At 61.3% G+C, this 18,542-nt stretch carries 14 protein-coding genes; 11 read left to right on the forward strand and 3 right to left on the reverse strand.

The features are described 5' to 3' along the window. Positions 1–112: 112 nt before the first annotated feature. Complete coding sequence (locus A0257_01885) at positions 113–1,486, forward strand: sigma-54-dependent Fis family transcriptional regulator (GenBank protein AMR25970.1); 1,374 nt, start codon at positions 113–115, stop codon at positions 1,484–1,486. Positions 1,487–1,521: 35 nt separating this feature from the next. Here A0257_01885 and A0257_01890 read toward each other — a convergent pair whose 3' ends face one another. Beyond that, positions 1,522–1,833: a hypothetical protein gene (locus A0257_01890; protein AMR25971.1), complete on the reverse strand. Its 312-nt coding sequence runs from the start codon at positions 1,831–1,833 to the stop codon at positions 1,522–1,524. Between the two features lie 603 nt (positions 1,834–2,436). On the opposite strand from A0257_01890, the gene A0257_01895 reads away from it, so the two are divergent. From A0257_01895 to A0257_01905, 3 genes are all read left to right on the forward strand, one after another. Continuing rightward, entirely contained in the window at positions 2,437–2,517 is an 81-nt protein-coding gene (locus tag A0257_01895) for an ATPase (protein AMR25972.1), read from the forward strand. Positions 2,518–2,614: 97 nt separating this feature from the next. After that, the gene (locus A0257_01900) at positions 2,615–4,315 is read left to right on the forward strand and encodes a potassium-transporting ATPase subunit KdpA (GenBank protein ID AMR25973.1); all 1,701 of its coding nucleotides are present in this window, start codon (positions 2,615–2,617) and stop codon (positions 4,313–4,315) included. Positions 4,316–4,494: 179 nt separating this feature from the next. Beyond that, positions 4,495–6,543, forward strand: a complete 2,049-nt coding sequence (locus tag A0257_01905) for a potassium transporter KtrB (GenBank protein ID AMR25974.1) — start codon at positions 4,495–4,497, stop codon at positions 6,541–6,543. Between the two features lie 3 nt (positions 6,544–6,546). Here the strand turns inward: A0257_01905 and A0257_01910 are convergent, their stop codons facing one another. Beyond that, positions 6,547–7,104 (reverse strand): hypothetical protein, encoded by a 558-nt coding sequence (locus A0257_01910; GenBank protein ID AMR25975.1) that lies wholly within the window; start codon positions 7,102–7,104, stop codon positions 6,547–6,549. Positions 7,105–7,135: 31 nt separating this feature from the next. Here A0257_01910 and A0257_01915 point away from each other — a divergent pair, with 31 nt between their 5' ends. The 6 genes from A0257_01915 to A0257_01940 all read left to right on the forward strand — a co-directional run bounded on the left by A0257_01915 (position 7,136) and on the right by A0257_01940 (position 15,781). Beyond that, positions 7,136–7,696 carry a potassium-transporting ATPase subunit C gene (locus A0257_01915; protein AMR25976.1) on the forward strand — a complete coding sequence of 187 codons (561 nt, stop codon included), beginning with the start codon at positions 7,136–7,138 and terminating at the stop codon, positions 7,694–7,696. Positions 7,697–7,797: 101 nt separating this feature from the next. Continuing rightward, on the forward strand, positions 7,798–9,258 hold the full coding sequence (locus A0257_01920; GenBank protein AMR25977.1) for a hypothetical protein: 1,461 nt from the start codon (positions 7,798–7,800) through the stop codon (positions 9,256–9,258). 52 nt (positions 9,259–9,310) lie between these two features. Beyond that, positions 9,311–11,293: a potassium transporter Kup gene (locus A0257_01925; GenBank protein AMR25978.1), complete on the forward strand. Its 1,983-nt coding sequence runs from the start codon at positions 9,311–9,313 to the stop codon at positions 11,291–11,293. A 92-nt stretch (positions 11,294–11,385) separates the two neighbouring features. Continuing rightward, positions 11,386–12,537 (forward strand): hypothetical protein, encoded by a 1,152-nt coding sequence (locus A0257_01930; protein AMR25979.1) that lies wholly within the window; start codon positions 11,386–11,388, stop codon positions 12,535–12,537. Positions 12,538–12,694: 157 nt separating this feature from the next. Continuing rightward, entirely contained in the window at positions 12,695–13,864 is a 1,170-nt protein-coding gene (locus tag A0257_01935; GenBank protein AMR25980.1) for a hypothetical protein, read from the forward strand. 147 nt (positions 13,865–14,011) lie between these two features. Further along, positions 14,012–15,781 (forward strand): hypothetical protein, encoded by a 1,770-nt coding sequence (locus A0257_01940; protein ID AMR25981.1) that lies wholly within the window; start codon positions 14,012–14,014, stop codon positions 15,779–15,781. Positions 15,782–16,141: 360 nt separating this feature from the next. On the opposite strand, the gene A0257_01945 is transcribed toward A0257_01940, so the two are convergent. Next, complete coding sequence (locus tag A0257_01945; protein ID AMR25982.1) at positions 16,142–17,641, reverse strand: amino acid transporter; 1,500 nt, start codon at positions 17,639–17,641, stop codon at positions 16,142–16,144. A gap of 167 nt (positions 17,642–17,808) precedes the next feature. On the opposite strand from A0257_01945, the gene A0257_01950 reads away from it, so the two are divergent. Further along, on the forward strand, positions 17,809–18,495 hold the full coding sequence (locus tag A0257_01950; GenBank protein AMR25983.1) for a hypothetical protein: 687 nt from the start codon (positions 17,809–17,811) through the stop codon (positions 18,493–18,495). The last annotated feature ends 47 nt before the right edge of the window (positions 18,496–18,542 follow it).

The following is an 18,542-nucleotide window of genomic DNA, read 5'->3' on the forward strand; positions in this document are numbered from 1 at the left end:
CGTGCGCGAGCGTAGCGAGCCGGCATAACCGCGCCGCTTGGCCCGTATGCCAACTGTTCGCCGCGTTCGCGCACGAAGCGGAAGCTGCGCCCTACCCCCCACCTTTGCGTCCATGCCACACGCGCCCAGCTCCGAAACCATCCTGCTCATCGACGATGAAAACCACCTGCGCACCATCACGGCGCGGCTGCTGGAGCTGGAAGGCTACGCCGTGCTGCAAGCCCCCGACGCCTACCGCGGCCTGGCCCTGCTGGCCGAGCACGCCGACGATATTATTCTCATTCTCTGCGATGTAAAGCTGCCCGACGCGAACGGCGTGGAGCTGCTGCCGCGCTTCCGGCAGAAAGCCCCGCTGGCCGAAGTGGTGCTGTTGACCGCCTACGGCACCGTGCCCGACAGCGTGCGCGCCATGAAAGCCGGCGCCTTCGACTACCTCACCAAAGGCGACTCCGACGACCAATTGGTGGTGGTGGTGGACCGCGCCGTGGCTAGGGCGCGCCTCCAGCGCCGGGTGGCCGAGTTGGAAAAGCAAGTGGGCCAGCGCCACACGTTTGAAACCATACTGGGCCACGCGCCGGCCCTGGAAGCGGCCAAGCACTTGGCCCGCCAGGTGGCACCCACTGAGGCTACCGTGCTGCTCGAAGGCCCCACCGGCTCGGGCAAGGAGCTGTTTGCCCAGGCCATTCACCAAGGTAGCGGGCGCGCCGCCAAGCCATTCGTGGCCGTCAATTGCAGCGCTTTTGCCAAGGATTTGCTCGAATCGGAGTTGTTTGGCTATAAAAAAGGTGCCTTCACCGGGGCAGTGGCCGATAAGAAGGGGCTGATTGAAGAAGCCAGCGGCGGCACCTTGTTTCTGGACGAAATCGGCGAGCTGGAGCTGAATCTGCAAGCTAAACTGTTGCGGGTGCTCGAAAGCCAGGAGTTTATCAAGGTGGGCGACACGCGGCCTACCCGCGCCAACGTGCGCCTGGTGGCGGCCACCAACCGCAACCTGCGTCAGGAGGCCGCCGAAGGCAATTTTCGGCCCGATTTGTATTACCGCCTGTCGGTGTTCGTGGTGCCGGTGCCGCCGCTCAGCGCCCGCCGCGCCGACGTGCCGGAGCTGGCCGGCTTCTACCTCAACTACTTTGCCGCCAAGCTGAAACGGCCCCCGCTGGCCCTGGCCCCCGAGGCCCTGGCCGCCCTGCAAGCCTACCCCTGGCCCGGCAACGTGCGCGAGCTGCGCAACGTGCTGGAGCGCGCCGCCATCCTCACGCCGCCCGGCCAGTCGGTAGAAGTAGCCGGCCTACCCCTCGAAGTGCAGCTGGCCGCCGCGCCCGGCCCCGCGAGCCTGGCCGCCGAAGACGAGCGCAGCCTGCGCAATGCCGAGATGCAGCACATCCGGCGCATTCTGCGAGAAGTGGGTGGCAACAAGGCCGAGGCGGCGCGGGTGCTGGGTATTGCGCACACTACGCTATACCGAAAAATCCAGGAGTACGGACTGTAAAGCGAAGCGCTACCCCGTCTCACAGCCTCCACTGGCTACCGCTGCACGGCGTGCGCTGGCAGGTCGCCGTTGAACTCGCCGTGGGCGGCCCACAGCGCGTAGGCGTCGTTCGAGAGGCTCTCGGCCATGAAGGAGCGCATGGCGTAGCCCCGGCATTCGAGGCAGTAGCGCAGAAAGTCGGGCTCCGCCTGGCTGGTGATGAAGCCGCGCGCCACCACATCGGCTTGCCGGGCGGCGGGCAGCGCCCCCAGCCAGTCGTAGAAGTCGGTTGCCGTGAGGGGAAAGTCGTTGGTCTGAGCGTAGTATGCCTTGGCGGCGTGAGTGATTTCGGTAAGTAAATCGGACATAGCACAGGAGGCCCCGGCTAGGGGAGGGGCTGCGTACGCCCTGCCAGTGTGGGGCCAATCGGCGCAAAACCCGCCTGGCACCATCGCAGCGGCCCTGGCAGCCGGTGAGTACCCTAGCACTTTGCACGTCATCCTAGTAAAACGCTAGCCAGGCGCGGCCGTGCCGGATGCGACAGCGCGGGGGATAAAAGTGCAAGTGTCTGTCAAAAAAACAGCTGGGCGAAGTGCTACCCCTCCCTGCATGGCCCGGCTGCCGCCTTGCTGTTGGCAGGCCTGCTGAGGCTGCGCTAGGCTAGCGTTTTACAAAGCGCCCTAGCAAAACGCTAGTGCCTGCTCACAGGCTGCCCGGAGCCTACATGGTTTTTTAAAAAATATTATTCATGATAATCAGGTAGTTGCTTGGTATTAGAGCCCGGTTTCGCTGCCTGGGTCGGGGTTTGCCAAGGGAAGGGCACATCCATTCACCATTCATTTTCCTGCTGCCATGTCTGCTGCCCTTCTTGCCCCGCTGCTTGCTTCTGCTGGTATTGGCCTTCTCTGGCTCTGCTACAAGTCGGTTGACTTTTTCGACAATATCTAGCCCTACCCCCCCCCGCTGCTGCCATGATGCTTGCCCTGCTGCTGCTCTCCCTCGCCACGTTTGGCTACCTGTGCTACGTGCTGCTGAAGCCGGAGAAATTTTAAGGCTGATTGTTGATTGCAACTTACTGATTGATACTATTTTATCTGGCTTACCGGATAGCAGTCAACGAGTGGCAGTCAACAAGTAACAATCAATTCCATGAATAAAGAACTACTCGGCATCCTCGTCATCTACGGCGCAACGGTGCTGCTGGCCGTGCCGCTCGGCCGCTACCTGGCCGCTATCTACCGGGGCGACAAAAGCTGGTCCGACTTCCTGCTGCCGCTGGAGCGGCTGCTCTACCGCCTCGGCGGGGTGCGGCCCGAGCGCGAGATGACCTGGCAGCAACACATGCTGGCGCTGCTGGCCATCAACCTGGTATGGTTTCTATTTGCCATGCTGGTGCTCTGCACGCAGGGCAGCCTACCCCTCAACCCCGACCACAACCCGAGCATGACGCCCGACCTGGCGTTTAACACGGCCATCTCGTTTCTGGTAAACTGCAACTTGCAGCACTATTCGGGCGAGTCGGGCCTGTCGTACCTCTCGCAGATTTTCTGCATCATGTTCCTGCAATTCGTGTCGGCCGCCACCGGCATGGCCGCTTGCGTGGTCGTTTTCAACGCCCTGAAAGAAGGCAGCACCGAAAAGCTCGGCAATTTTTACAACTACTTCGTGCGCAGCATCACGCGGGTGCTGCTGCCGATTTCGTTCCTCTTGGCGCTGGTCCTGGTGTTCCAGGGCTCGCCCATGACCATGCAGGGCAAAGCGGCCCTCGTCACCGTGCAGGGCGACAGCACGGCCGTGAGCCGCGGCCCGGCCGCCGCCATGATTGCCATTAAAGAGCTGGGCACCAACGGGGGCGGCTACTTCGGGGCCAACTCGGCCCACCCGCTCGAAAACCCCACCTACCTCACCAATATGGTGGAGAATTTCGCGCTGGTGCTGATTCCGATAGTGATGGTTTTTGCCTTTGGCTACTACATCCGGCGGCCCCGGCTCGCCTACATGGTATTTGGGGTGATGACCGTCGGCTTTTTGTTGCTGCTGGCCCCCACGGTCTATTATGAAATGCACGGCAACCCCGCCATCGCGCACCTGGGGGCCAACCAGCAGCTGGGCGCGATGGAGGGCAAGGAAATTCGCCTGGGCGCGCCGGCCTCGGCCTACTGGGGCATCACCAACACCATTATTTCGTGCGGCTCGGTCAATTCGATGCACGACTCCCACATGCCTATTTCGGGCATGTGCGAGCTGCTGGGCATGATGACTAACGCCTTTTACGGGGGGGTAGGGGTCGGCTTTCTCAACTTCTTCGTGTTCGTCATCATCGCCGTGTTTATCTCGGGGCTGATGGTGGGGCGCACGCCCGAGTTTCTGGGCAAGAAGATTGAGGCCCGCGAGATGAAAATTGCCATTATCGTGGCCCTATTGCACCCGCTGCTGATACTGGCTGGCACGGCGCTGGCTACCCACCTCTACGCCGGCAATCCCACCGAGTACGCCGCCTGGCTGAACAACCCCGGCTACCACGGTTTCTCCGAAATGCTCTACGAGTACACCTCCTCGGCCGCCAACAACGGCTCGGGCTTCGAGGGCCTCGGCGATAACACGCCCTGGTGGAACATCTCGACCGGCGTGGTGCTGCTACTCTCGCGCTTCCTACCCATCATCGGCCCGGTGGCCATTGCCGGCCTGCTGGCCCGCAAAAAATACATCCCTGAAAGCGCCGGCACCCTGCGCACCGACACGGGCACCTTCGGCATCATGGTCTTTTTCGTGATTTGGATTATCGCCGCGCTGGCTTTCTTCCCGGCCCTGGCGCTGGGCCCACTGGCCGAGCACTTCACGCTGTACTAGCGGCGCGGCCGGCTTACCTCACCCCCCGGCCCCCTCTCCTGCGGAGAGGGGGAGCCTGACGATTACTTATCCAAAAGTTCTGCACTCTTACTGTATGCTGCGCCGCCGTGGCTCCCCCTCTCCACAGGAGAGGGGGCCGGGGGGTGAGGTGAACGTGGAGGGCGACTTCCTACCCTAAAATGGTAACTCAATCCCAATCCCTCTTCCAACCCGCGCTCGTTGCCGAAGCCACCAAACAGGCTTTCGTGAAGCTCGACCCGCGCGTCATGTTCCGCAACCCGGTGATGTTCACCGTGGAAATCGGCACGGTGGTAATGTTTATTCTCACCGTCGGCCTGCTCATCAAGCCCGATGCCGCGCAGGGTAGCTTCGGCTACAACCTTACGGTATTTATCGTGTTGTTTATGACCTTGTTATTTGCCAACTTCGCCGAGGCTATTGCCGAGGCGCGGGGCAAAGCCCAGGCCGATTCGCTGCGCAAAACCCGCCAGGACACGCCCGCCAAGGTGCGCCAGCCCGACGGCTCATTCACGAGCGTTAACTCGGCGCAACTGCAAAAAGGCCAGGTGTTCGTGGTGGAAGCCGGCGAGATTATCCCCACCGATGGCGAGATTATCGAGGGCCTGGCCACCATTGATGAGTCGGCCATTACCGGCGAGTCGGCCCCGGTTATCCGCGAGTCGGGCGGCGATAAGTCGTCGGTCACGGGTGGCACGATGGTGCTCTCCGACCGCATCGTGGTGCTGGTGACTACGGCTCCCGGCGAGTCGTTTCTGGATAAGATGATTGCGCTCGTGGAAGGCGCGTCGCGCCAGAAAACGCCCAACGAAATTGCCCTCACGATTCTGCTGGCCGGCTTTACGCTGGTGTTCGTGATTGTCTGCGTCACGCTGGAGCCATTTTCGCGCTATGCGAATACGCCCATCGCGGTGGCCTCGTTTATCGCGCTGTTCGTGTGTCTGATTCCGACCACTATCGGCGGGCTGCTCTCGGCCATCGGCATTGCGGGCATGGACCGCGCCCTGCGGGCCAACGTCATCACCAAGAGCGGCAAAGCCGTGGAAACGGCCGGCGACATTGACGTGTTGCTGCTCGATAAAACGGGCACCATTACCATCGGTAACCGCAAGGCGACCCACTTCTGGCCCGCGCCCGGCGTGACGGAGCGCGAGCTAGTGGAAGCCGCTACCCTCAGCTCGTTGCACGACGAAACGCCCGAGGGCAAGAGCATTGTGGAGCTGGCCCAGCAGGTGCGCCGCCAGGACTCGTCCGACCTTCAGCAGCGCGCCCAGGGTAGCGAGGCCATCAAGTTCACGGCCGAAACCCGCAGCAGCGGCGTCACCCTGGCCGACGGCGTGCGCATCCGCAAAGGCGCTTCCGATGCCATTCGCATCCTGGCCAACGCCGCCAGCCAGGAGTTTCCGAGCGAGACGACCCAGCAGGTGGCCGCGGTGGCTAACAACGGCGGCACACCGCTGGTGGTGAGCCAGAACGACCGCATTCTGGGGGTAGTCGAGTTGCAGGATATCATCAAGCCCGGCATCCAGGAGCGCTTTGAGCGCCTGCGCCGCATGGGCATCAAAACCGTAATGGTGACCGGCGACAACCCCCTCACGGCCAAGTTTATCGCCGAAAAAGCCGGCGTGGACGACTACATCGCCGAGGCCAAGCCGGAGGACAAGATGAAGTACATCCGCGCCGAGCAGCAGGCCGGTAAGCTGGTGGCCATGATGGGCGACGGCACCAACGACGCCCCCGCCCTGGCCCAGGCCGACGTGGGGGTAGCGATGAACTCCGGCACCCAGGCCGCCAAGGAGGCCGGCAACATGGTGGACCTCGACAACGACCCCACCAAACTCATTGAGGTAGTGGAAATTGGTAAGCAGCTGCTCATGACGCGCGGCACGCTCACTACCTTCTCCATCGCCAACGACGTGGCCAAGTACTTTGCCATCGTGCCGGCCTTGTTCATGGTCGCCATTCCGGCCCTGGGCGCGCTCAATGTGATGGGGCTGAAGTCGCCGCAGTCGGCCATTCTTTCGGCCGTGATTTTCAACGCCCTCATTATTCCGGCGCTGGTGCCACTGGCGCTCAAGGGGGTGGCCTACCAGGCCGTGGGCGCGTCGGCGCTGCTGCGCCGCAACCTGCTCATTTATGGCCTCGGCGGGGTAATAGTGCCCTTTATCGGTATCAAGATTATTGACCTGATAGTAGGCATGTTTTTATAAATCTCAGAGCTTTACGAAGCGAAAATCCTTTGCAATGACGTAGCCTTTGCCAATTAGAAGCAGGTGAAATGCTGGGGTAACCGATGGCAAGTCATCAATGCCACCGATGCAATAAGCAGATGCGCCATATTTGGCACAAGCGGCAATAATAGCCTTTGCAACTATAACAGGCGCAGTTTCCAGCAGCATTCCAGACCCATCAAGTATGTTCTTTCGGAGCAGCTTTTCACCGGGTTCTCTTTTTCCAAATAGCACGTAACGCCAATCGCGCCAACCATGAAAACTAGCTTGGATTTGCTCTCGAATTTCAATGAAAAGACCTTCAGGGTCTTGTGGCCGCGAATTGATATACACGGTAGCCGAACGGCTATTGTAACCCAATAGCAGCGGGTGTTCCAAGCAGTGGCTGAATTCCCCCCGCATCCCAGGCTTTAAATACGCTTCTTCCTTTTCTATATAATCAATGCGGTACTGCTGACCAGGCATTATCAGAACAGCAAAAGTGGTCTGCGCTACCATCACGGTTACCAGTTGATTATTCAAAATTGGAGCCTCAATCATAAATCAAACTTACCGCTCGGTAGATAAAACAATGAAATCCCAATTCCTCCCCGCCCTGCGCTTGACCCTTGTGCTTATGGTGCTGTGCTGCGGTATTTACCCGGCCCTGGTGTGGGCCGCCGCGCAGCTGGCACCCGGCCGGGGCGAGGGCGTGCAAGTGCGCCAGAACGGCCGCCTCGTGGGCTTCGCCAACGTGGGCCAGCGCTTCGACAAGCCCGAGTATTTCAGCTCGCGGCCCTCGGCGGTCAGCTACCACGCCGACGGCTCGGGCGGCTCGAACAAGGGGCCTAGTAACCCCGATTATCTGAAAGTAGTGCAGGCCCGGCTCGACACGTTTTTGTTGAAAAACCCCGGCGTAAACCGCGCCGACGTGCCCGCTGAGCTGCTCACGGCCAGTGGCTCGGGCCTCGACCCCGACCTCTCGCCGCAGGGCGTGCTGGTGCAGGTGCCCCGCGTGGCCAAGGCCCGCGGCCTGGCCCCAGCGCAGGTGCGCGGCCTAGTGCAGCAGCATACTACGCCGGGAATTTTAGGTCCCGATAAGGTAAACGTGCTGGCCCTAAACCTGGCCCTGGATGCGCTGAAAGGGCGCTAGACTTCGGCTGTCCCACTACTGTTTTTTAAGATATCCACGGTATCCCACACTGTACGCGGCCTACCCCTGCTACCCACCCGTTACCGCTCAATTTTCCGCAAGTGAAAAATATTTCCCTGACTCTTTTGCTGCTGGCGGCCGGAACTCCGGTGCTGGCGCAAACCACCGAAACGGCCACCGCCCAGAACCCGGCTACCAAGGCCGACACGGCCACGGCCAAAATTCCCTTCGACGGCATGGACCTGAGCTGGGTGAACGGCCAGAACCGCCAGCAGTATTTCCCGCTGCAATTCAAGGACAAGGACGGCGAAACCGTGCTTACGGCCACGTTTTTTCTCGATAGTTACTACAACTACAACTTTGCGCGGCCCCTTGACCATACCCAGACTATTTCGGCCGTGACGGGCCGTGCCAACGAGTTTTCGGTGGCGCTGGCCAGCGTGGGCATCGAGTCGAACTACAAAAACATCATCGGACGCTTGTGGCTGCAAACCGGCTCCATGCTGAACGTGATTCAGGAAACCGACGGCTCGGTGCTGCGCGGGCGCAACACGGGCACTACCATCGGGGCCAATGGGCTGAACACCAACACCGGCATCACGACCAACAACCTCAAGTACATCCGCGAGGCGGCGGCGGGCTACCACTTCAACGTGGCCTACGGCCTGAACCTGGAAATGGGCATTTTCATGAGCTACATTGGCCTGGAAAGCTACGTGACCCAGGAAAACTGGAGCTACCAGCGCTCGCTGGTCTGCGACTTCACGCCGTTCTATTTTCAGGGCGCGCGGGCGCAGTTTTACCCCAGCAAAAAATTCAAAACCGAGCTGTGGGTGATGAACGGCTGGCAGACCTACAACACCTTCAATAACCGCCCCGCCCTGGGCAACTCGAACTACTACCGGCCCAACGAGAACCTGCAGCTGGTGGCCAACTTCTACTACGGCAACGACTCGCGGCCCGGTACCGACTCGCTGTCGGTGGGTAGGGCCAGCTACCCGCACGTGCAGCGGTTTCACCACGATAATTCCATCGTGGCCCGCTACTACCACAAAGACAAGAAAGGCCCGCTGCGCGGCATTACGCAGGCGGCTTTTAGCCTGAATACGCATTTTGGCTTCCAGAGCGGCACCGACCAGTATGGCAACGACGTGAAGATGAAGGACAACTACATGGTGGGTTCCTCATTCGCCAACCGCATCTGGTTTGCCAAGAACAAGATGGCGCTGACTACCCGCATGGGTTTCGTGAATAACCCCTCGCGCTACCTCAGCTTTACGCCGGCCGTGCTCGGGGGCGACGGCACTAACGCCTTTACCCGCACCGACCCTAAAAACCTGCGGGCCAAGGAGATTACCGCTACGTTCGATATCATGCCGTCCGACTACGTAACGTTTCGGGTTGAATACCTGCACCGCTCGGCCAACGTGCCCTACTTTGCCGGGCCGGGCGGCACGACCTCGCCCAGCGGCTATGCCGATCAGGTTATCCCGGCCTCGTACCAGCCTGACCTGCGCGACTACGAAGACCGGCTGATATTCGCGGTAAACTTCCGCCTCTAGCCACCGTAACGCAACCCGGCTTGGCAGGGACCGGGCCCCGTTTTTTTGCCTTATGCAGCCACTCGTTTCGACTCCCATTGCGCCCACGCCCGAGCCAACGGGCCACGGCACCCTCCACACCCGCATTACGGCCGCGGGCTCGCTCATTGCCCTGGGCATCGTGTACGGCGACATCGGCACCTCGCCCCTCTACACCGTGCGCGGCGTGTTTGTGCACCGGCCCGTGACGGAGGAAGTGGTGCTGGGTACCGTATCGGCCATTATCTGGACGCTCACGCTGCTCACCACGTTCAAGTACGTCTTCATTGCCATGAAGGCCGACAACCACGGCGAGGGCGGCATCCTGTCGCTCTACGCCCTGCTGCGGCGGCTCAAGCTGAAGTGGCTCTATCTGCCGGCCATCATCGGGGCGGCGGCGCTGCTAGCCGATAGCCTCATTACGCCGCCCATTTCGGTGGCCTCAGCCATTGAGGGGCTGCAAATGATAAAGCCCGACCTCAATACGGTGCCCATCGTGTTGGTTATTCTGGTGGGCTTGTTTGCGTTTCAGCAGTTTGGCACCGCCATTATTGGTAAGCTGTTTGGGCCGGTTATGGTGATTTTTTTTTCGATGCTGGCCGTGCTGGGAATCCGGTTTCTGGTGCGGGAGCCGAGCATTTTGCGGGCCCTGAACCCGTACTACGCGGTGCACATGATAACCCGGCTGCCGGGCGCGTTCTGGCTGCTGGGCAGCATTTTTCTGTGCAGCACCGGGGCCGAAGCGCTCTACGCCGACATGGGCCACGTGGGCCGGCGCAACATCTACGTGTCGTGGACTTTTGTTAAAACCTGCCTGCTGCTCAACTACCTGGGGCAGGGGGCGTGGCTGCTCCAGCATCAGGGCGTGCCCCTGGGCGCGCGCAACCTGTTCTTTGAAATGATACCGCAGTGGGGCCTGTTACCGGCCATTGGGCTGTGCACGCTGGCCACCATCATTGCCTCGCAGGCCCTGATTTCGGGCTCGTACACGCTCATTATTGAGGCGCTGCGGCTCAACTTCTGGCCCAAGGTGAAGGTGTCCTACCCCACCGAATTGCGCGGACAAGCCTACGTGCCTTCGCTCAACTGGATTCTCTGCGCTGGCTGCGTGGGCGTGGTGCTGCACTTCCGCGAAAGCAGCCGCATGGAAGCGGCTTTCGGCCTGGCCGTGACCGTGACCATGCTCATGACCACGGTGCTGCTGGCCTACTACCTGCGCCTGCGCCGGGTGGGCATCGTCTGGATTGGGCTGCTGCTGCTGACATATTTCACCGTGGAAGGCTCATTTTTGATTGCCAACCTGCGCAAATTTCCCGAAGGCGGCTACATCAGCGTGCTGCTGGGGCTGCTGCTGCTGCTGGTTATGGTGAGCTGGATTCAGGGCCGCCGCCTGCGCAACGACCTGGCCAAATACGTGCCGCTGGCCGACTGGCTGTCTCTGCTCACCAAGCTCAGTGCCGATGAGTCGGTGCCCAAGTTTGCTACCCACCTCGTGTACCTCACCGATTCGGAAGACCCCAAACTGGTCGAGAACGGCATCATTCACAGCATCTTCCGCAAAAGCCCCAAGCGGGCCGACATCTACTACCTCATCCACGTCGTCACTACCGACGAGCCCTACACTAAGACCTACCACGCCACCACCGTGCTCGCCGACGACCTGGTGCGCATCGAGTTCCGGCTGGGCTTCCGGGTTGACCACGCCATTAATTACATGTTCCGCCAGGTGGTGACTGACCTGGTGAAGAACAAGGAAATCGACATCACTTCGCGCTACGACTCGCTGCGGGGTCAGGATATGGTAGGTGACTTTCAGTTTGTTATCCTCAATCGCACCCTGCCCTATGCGCAGTCGCTCAGCGGCTGGCAGCGACTGGTGGCCCGCCTCTCGGGCGTGTTGCGCTGGCTGGGTTCCAGCCAGCAGGAAAGCTTTGGGCTGGATAACTCCTCGCTCACCATCGAAAACATTCCGCTGCTCACGCCCGAGCGGCCCGAGCTTCAGCTTACCCGCGACTAATTCTTTAGTGAGGCCGCCCGCCAGGGGGCCATGCTATACCACCCTTTCACGACGCACCTATGCGCCATTCAGTACACTTCTCTTCCCTGCTGTTGAGTGCGGGCCTGCTACCCGGCCTGGCCCGCGCCCAAACCACGCCCGCGTCCGCGCCAACTACTACCACCACTACCGCGCCGCCCGCTGCCCCCACGGCCACGGCGGCCGCGACTACGGCCGCCGCGGCCGCCGACACGGCCCGGCTGGCCGACCCCAAGCCCGAGTTTTTTGGCTACGTGGGCGTGTACTACGGCTACGATTTTAATAATCCCGCCAGCCTCACCCGGCCCAGCTTCATTTACTCGGAAAACCTGCATAACCAGATTGCCATCAACATTGCCCTGCTGGGAGCACGCTACAACAGCGACCGCATCCGGGGCACTTTTGCCATCCAGACCGGCACCTACCCCGATGCCAACTACGCCGCTGAGCCGGCCATTTTCAAGAACATCTACGAGGCCTGGGGCGGCGTGCGGGTGGCCAAAAACCTCTGGCTCGATGCCGGAATCTTCCTTTCTCACATTGGCCTGGAAGGCCCCAACTCGCGCGACGACCTCACGCTGACCCGCTCCATTATGGCCGAAAACTCGCCCTATTACGAGACGGGGGCCAAGCTTACTTACGACGCGGGCAAGAAGTGGCTGTTTTCGGTGCTGACCATCAATGGCTGGCAGGTTATCCGCGACCGCAACCAGAATGAGGCGGTGGGCACGCAGGTGCAGTTTCGGCCTACCCCCAAGCTTTTGTTCAATTCGAGCACCTTCATTGGCGAAGGCCGCAACGTGCCCGACTCGCTGGGCGTGCGCCTGCGCTATTTCCACGACTTCTACGTTACGTATGACCCCACGCCAAAGTGGAAAATAGCCGGGGCCTTCGACACTGGCTGGCAGGAAAAGCTCGATGGCCGGGGTGGTTATGACAACTGGCAGGGTGGCTCGCTCATCGCGCGCCGCCGCCTGTGGGCGCGGGCCGGCCTGGTGGGCCGCGTGGAGTATTACCATGACCCCAGCGGCGTGCTGGCCCCCACCCGCGCGGGCGGCCTGAACACCACCGGCTACTCGCTGGGCTTCGACTATCTGCCCGTGCCCCGCGTCATTCTGCGGGCCGAGTTCAAGGAATTTATCGACCAGCACGACGCGTACATCCGCGATAAAACCCCCAAGCGTACCGACGCGGCCGTGACGACGCTGCTCGGCCTCACGTTCTGACCTGCCGCCGCTCAGGCCGGCGCGGATTTAAAGCGACGCGGTAGTTAAAGTGCCTTTTGGCACTGCCTGCCAGGAGGTGCAAAACCTGGTTCAGAGGCCCCGCTACTTAAAAGCAAAAGCGACTATTCCCAAGCTACCAGCTTATTATTTCCCTGCCATGTCCACCGCCGAAACCGACCTGCGCGACCAATCCGCTGAGCGGTTCCTGCGCCTGGTGCGGGACAAGCGGCGCGGCACGCTCAAGATTTACCTGGGCCTGGCCGCGGGGGTAGGCAAAACCTACCGCCTGCTGCAAGAGGCCCACGACCTGCACGCCAACGGTGTGGACGTGCTGCTCGGCTACGTGGAAACCCACGGCCGGGCCGGCACCGTGGCGCAGCTGCGCGATGTGCCGCTGCTGCCCCGCAAACAGGTGTTTTACAAGGGCCACGCGGTGGAGGAAATGGACCTCGATGCCATTGAAAAGCGCCGCCCGCAGGTGGTGATTGTGGACGAGTTGGCCCATTCCAACGTGCCTGGCTCGCGCCATGAGAAGCGCTGGCAGGACGTGGAGGAGCTGGTGAAAAGCGGCATTTCGGTGATAACCGCCGTGAACGTGCAGCACCTGGAAAGCCTGCACGACCAGGTGCTGAAAATAACCGGCACCGACGTGACCGAGCGCATCCCGGACCAATTGATGCGCGAGGCCGACGAGGTGGTGAACGTGGACCTGACCGTGGGCGAGCTGCGCGCCCGCCTGGAGGAAGGCAAAATATATGACCCGGCCAAAGTGCCCACCGCGCTGGCCAATTTCTTTCAGTCGGAAAACCTGTTGCAGCTGCGGCGGCTGGCCGTGCGCGAGGTGGCGCAGCTGCTGGGCCGGCAGGTGGAAAGTGATGCCGGCGGCGCGCCGGCCATCGCTACCCCCCGCCGCAACGACGACCGCCTGCTGGCCTGCATCAACTCCAACGACGAGGCCGCCAAGGAGATAATTCGCAAAACCTCGCGCCTGGCCGACCGCTTTTCGGCCGCCGCCTGGTACGTATTGTATGTGCAAACCGGCCGCGAAAGCGCCGACCGCATCGGGCTGGCCACGCAGCGGCATCTGCTTCGCAACCTGCAACTGGCGGTGGAGCTGGGCGGGCAGATTCTGCGGGTGAAGGACGACGACGTGGTGGCGGCCATCCGGCGGGTGGCGCAGGAAAAGGGCGCGACGCTGCTCGTGTGCGGCATCACCCGCGAAAAAAGCCAGTGGGAGCGTCTGAGCTGCCGCGGCATCACCAACGACCTGCTGCGCGCCGTGGCTAGTGACGGGGGTGATTTGGATGTGTATTTGGTAACTTATTAAAAATGAATGATATAAAAATCGCTGGTCATTGCGAGCAACGCGAAGCAATCGCACTCGAACGATACCCACGCCGGTCGTTCGTCCATCGTGCGGGTGCGATTGCTTCGCGTTGCTCGCAATGACGGACAGAACATAGCCCCCAATCCCATGACTCTCAAGACCAAAATTACCCTCGGCTTCGTGGCCATGCTGCTGCTGCTGCTCAGCATTGGCAGCTACGCCTTTTATACGGTGCGGCAGCTCGATTTGAAATCGCGTAACATTCTGAAGGACAATCTATACTCCGTGGATTTGGGGCAGCAGATGCTGCACGGGCTGGATGCGCTGCGCGACGAGCCGGGCGGTGCCCCCAGCCTGCGGCAGCTGCGGCAGGGCCTGACGCGGGAGGCCGGCAACATCACCGAGCCCGGCGAGCGCGAACTGGTGGACAGCCTCACCCAAAACCTGGCCGCCTACGAACAGGCGCTGAGCCGCGATGCCCGCGCCCTACCCCCCGCCTGGCAACCCTTGCGCGCCCAAACCCTGCGCATGATGAATATGAATACAGCGGCTCTCACCCGCAAAAATACCCTGGCTAATCACTACGCCGAGCAGGCCAACCGCAACCTCATCCTCTTTATTACGGTGGCGGCGCTGCTGGGCCTGGGCTTCGTGGCGAGCGTGCCCGAGGCGGCGGTGCAGCCCCTGCGCAAGCTGCGCGCCGCCCTGAGCCACGCCACGGCCCGCAACTTCGCGGCCACCATTCCGCAGGAAAGCAACGATGAGTTTGGGGAAGTGGCGCAGGCTTTTAACAAGATGCTGAGCGAGTTGCGCGAATTTCGCAGCTCCACGGCGGCGGAATTGCTGACGGCCCGCAACCGCGCCTCCAGCATCATCAATACCCTCGACGAGGGCCTGCTGGTGCTTGATGAAAGCCGCCGCGTGCTGCTGGCCAACCCCGTGATGTGCGAGCTGCTGGGCCTACCCCCCGAAAAACTGGTGGGTCGCCCGGCCAGCCTCGTGCGCCTCGAAAACGACTTGTTTCAAACCCTGATTAAGCCGCTTGATGCGCCCAACCGCGAACAGGCCGGGGCCGAAGCGCCGTTGCTCACCATCACGCAGCGCGGCGAGGAAGCCTTTTACCGGCTGGCGGTGCAGGACCTGGTTTCCTTCAACGAGGCCAGCGACAAAACCGAGTTCGTAGGCCAGCTGCTAACGCTGCGCAACGTGTCGGATTTCAAGAAACTCGACCAAGTGAAATCGAATTTTCTAGCCACCGTGTCGCACGAGCTTAAAACCCCGCTCTCCAGCATCAATCTTAGTCTCAAGGTATTACAAAAAGACAACTTGCCGGAGGCGGAGCGCCAGGATATTACGGTGGGCATTCAGCGCGAAACGCAACGCCTCCAGCGCCTGGTGAGCGAGTTGCTCGACGTGTCGCGCCTCGATTCGGGCCAGGGTATTCAGCTCAACTTCGCGCCCACCCAACTCGCTGACGTGGTGCGCTTTGCTGAGTCCACCGTGCAGGCCCAGCTAGCTAATAAGCAGCTCACCCTGCAAACCGCCCTACCCCCCGACCTGCCACCCGTGCGCGCCGACGTGGAGAAGACGACCTGGGTGCTTATCAACCTGCTGGCCAATGCTATCCGCTACTCGCCGGCCGGCGAAAGCATCGCGGTGCGGGCCGCCCGCGCCGGCAAGTTCGTGCAGGTGACGGTGCAGGACCGCGGCCCTGGCATCGCGGCCGAGCACCACGACAAGATTTTCCAGCGCTTCGCGCAGCTGCCCGACAAGGCCGGCTACACCGGCGGCTCGGGCCTGGGCCTGAGCATCGCCCGCGAATTTATCACCACGCAGGGCGGCCGACTATGGGTGGAAAGCGAGCTGGGCAGCGGCAGCGCATTTCACTTCACGCTGCCGGTGGGGGGTAGGGAGTAAGCAATGAGTAATGAGCAATTGATAAGAACGTCATTCCGAGCTTGCCGAGGAATCTCGCCCGCGTCGTTGAACGAGGCCCGAACGACTGCGCGAGATTCCTCGGCAAACTGGCAACGACATTCGCTTTGCTCGAATGTCTCTATACTCATCGCGAAGTAGGGTGCGGGGCTTGTCCCCGCCCGTCGTTGCTAAAATCGTTGAAACGGTGCGACCGACGGGCGGGGGCAAGCCCCGCACCCTACTACTTTTTTCGCAAATCAATTCGCAACGAGTATAATAAGCTTTCTAAAAGCAGATTAAGCAATAAAAAAGGTCCGGCTACACTAGGAAGCCGGACCTTTTTTGGGGGCTATTCTTGCCCTACGCCCCGCCCATCTTCCGCCCAAACAGAAAATACACTGGCAGGCCCAGCGCCACCAGGCCTAGGCCGTAGCGCGAGTATTCGGCCGTGTCGGGCGCGATGAGCAGGATGACGCAGAAGGCCGAGGCCAGCACCACGTAGAGGCCCGGCAGCAGGGGGTAGCCCCAGGCGCGGTAGGGGCGGGGCGCGTCGGGCCGGGTGCGGCGCAGCACGAAAATCCCGATTATCGTGATGAGGTAGAACAGGATAACCGAAAACATGACGTAGTTGAGTAGCTGCCCGTAGCTGCCGCTCAGGCAGAGCAGGCAAGCCCAGAGGCACTGCACCCACAGCGCCCGGCCCGGCACGCCGGCCCGATTCAGGCGGGCCAGCGAGGGAAAAAACAGCCCGTCCTTCGCCATCGCGAAATACGCCCGCGCCCCGCTCAGGATGATGCCGTTGTTGGCCCCGAAGGTGCTGAGCATGATGAGCACGGCCAGCACGTAGGCCCCGGCCCGGCCCATTACTGACTCGGCCACCGCCGTGGCCACGCGGTCGTCGGTGGCATATTGGATGCCGCGGCCGGCCAGCGTGGCCGCCTCGGGCGCGCCGTGCAGGGGGAGGACCAGCAGGTACACCACGTTTATCAAAATATACAGCACCGTGACGATGGCCGTGCCCAGGGCCATGCTGCGCACCAGCGTGCGCTCGGGGTTCTGGATTTCTTCGCCCGCGAAGCCGATGTTATTCCACGAATCGGAGGAAAACAGCGAGCCGGTCATGGCCATGCCGATGCCGATGACCAAGCCGCCCGCGCTCAGCGGCAGCACCGCGCCGCCGACGCCCGGCGCGGGCGAGCGCGTGGCGTGCCAGAGGTCGTGAAAATTGGCCTGCACCGCCGCGGCGTTCAGCCCCAGCAGCAGGCCAAAGATGATGAGCAGCGCCAGCGCCACCAGCTTGGTGGAGCTGAGCACGTTTTGGATGAGCTTGCCCGCCTGCACGCCGCGCGCGTTCACGGCCGTGATGGCGACGATGAGGGTAATGGCGAGTAGCTGCACAGTCGAAAATTCGAAATGCCAGCTGCCGATGTACGTATCAAAAAGTATGTTTTTTACCGAAAACCAAGGCCGAAGCACGCCCGTGAACTTGGCGAAGGCCACCGCCACGGCCGCGATAACGCCGGTCTGAATCACCAGAAACAGTGTCCAGCCGTACAAAAACGCCACCAGCCGGCCGAAGGCTTCGCGCAGGTATACGTATTGCCCGCCCACCTTGGGGAACATGGCCGCCAGCTCGCCGTAGCTGATGGCGCCGGCCATTGTGATGAGGCCCGTAAGCAGCCACACTACCAGCAGCCAGCCCGCCGAGCCCACCTGCCGGCTGATATCGGCCGAGACGAGGAAGATGCCCGAGCCAATCATGGAGCCCGTGACGAGCATCACGGAATCGAACAGGGTGAGGGCGCGCTTGAAATGCGGCGCGTCGGTATTGGGAGAGGAGGGGGGTAGGGCGTCGGGCATAAAGGCGGGGGTAGGGGCAGTTTTTGCCAAATAACGGGACGTAGGGGCGAATGCAACCGTTGGGCGGGGCGAACGGCTCCTATTTTTGCTCACTCATTTAATTATAGTATATGCGGCCTCCTTTACGCCTTCCGCTACTCGCCGTCGCCTTATTTAGCCTGGTTTCGATGGGTGGCTGCCCTAACAAAGTGCCTGAGGGACAATTCACGGTGGCGAAGGGAACCGTCACTAACCTGCGAACCGGCCGGCCGCTGCCGGGAGTGCGCATGGCTATCGTATCGGCTATAGGTACTCTCAAAAACTATCAAAGCCTGTCAGATACCGTCCTAACCGACGCGCAGGGCCAATACGAACTCAGCTTCACGAATAGCAAAGGACTTTTTTATGCCATTGACTGCGGTCAGCTAGGAGCGTATTATCCTTTTCAGCAAACGCGTCTGGATTTTTCCGACTCCGTATCCATAACTGGCGGGGGTAGCCACCCTTCGCAGGCTACCCGAGAGCTGGTACTTGGCCGAACTAATGTCTTTGATTTTCGCCCGTCGCCCCGGCGCGTGTGGCAGGTGCAGGTGAATACGCTGACCACTGGCTATCAGAATTTCTATTTCGCTCAGAAATATTTCATCGCGTCCGGTGGGCCGGCCGATAACCAACATCGCCTGGTAACTATTTATCAGTCAGTACCCTTTGCGATGACTGCGCCGCAGGATTTTTACCGAACTCCTGGTGTTCTGCCAGTGGCGCATTTTACCCGTTCCGCACCGGGCACCACCCAAGACACGCTGGTGCAGTTGATGCCCACCACCTCACTCACCGGCGATACGGTGAAGGCCACGCTAAAATTCGGGCACTGAGAGTAGCCTTTGGGGCTTACCCTCGATTGCCCAGCGAACGCTAAGCG

Source organism: Hymenobacter psoromatis, from assembly GCA_001596155.1.
GTDB lineage: Bacteria > Bacteroidota > Bacteroidia > Cytophagales > Hymenobacteraceae > Hymenobacter.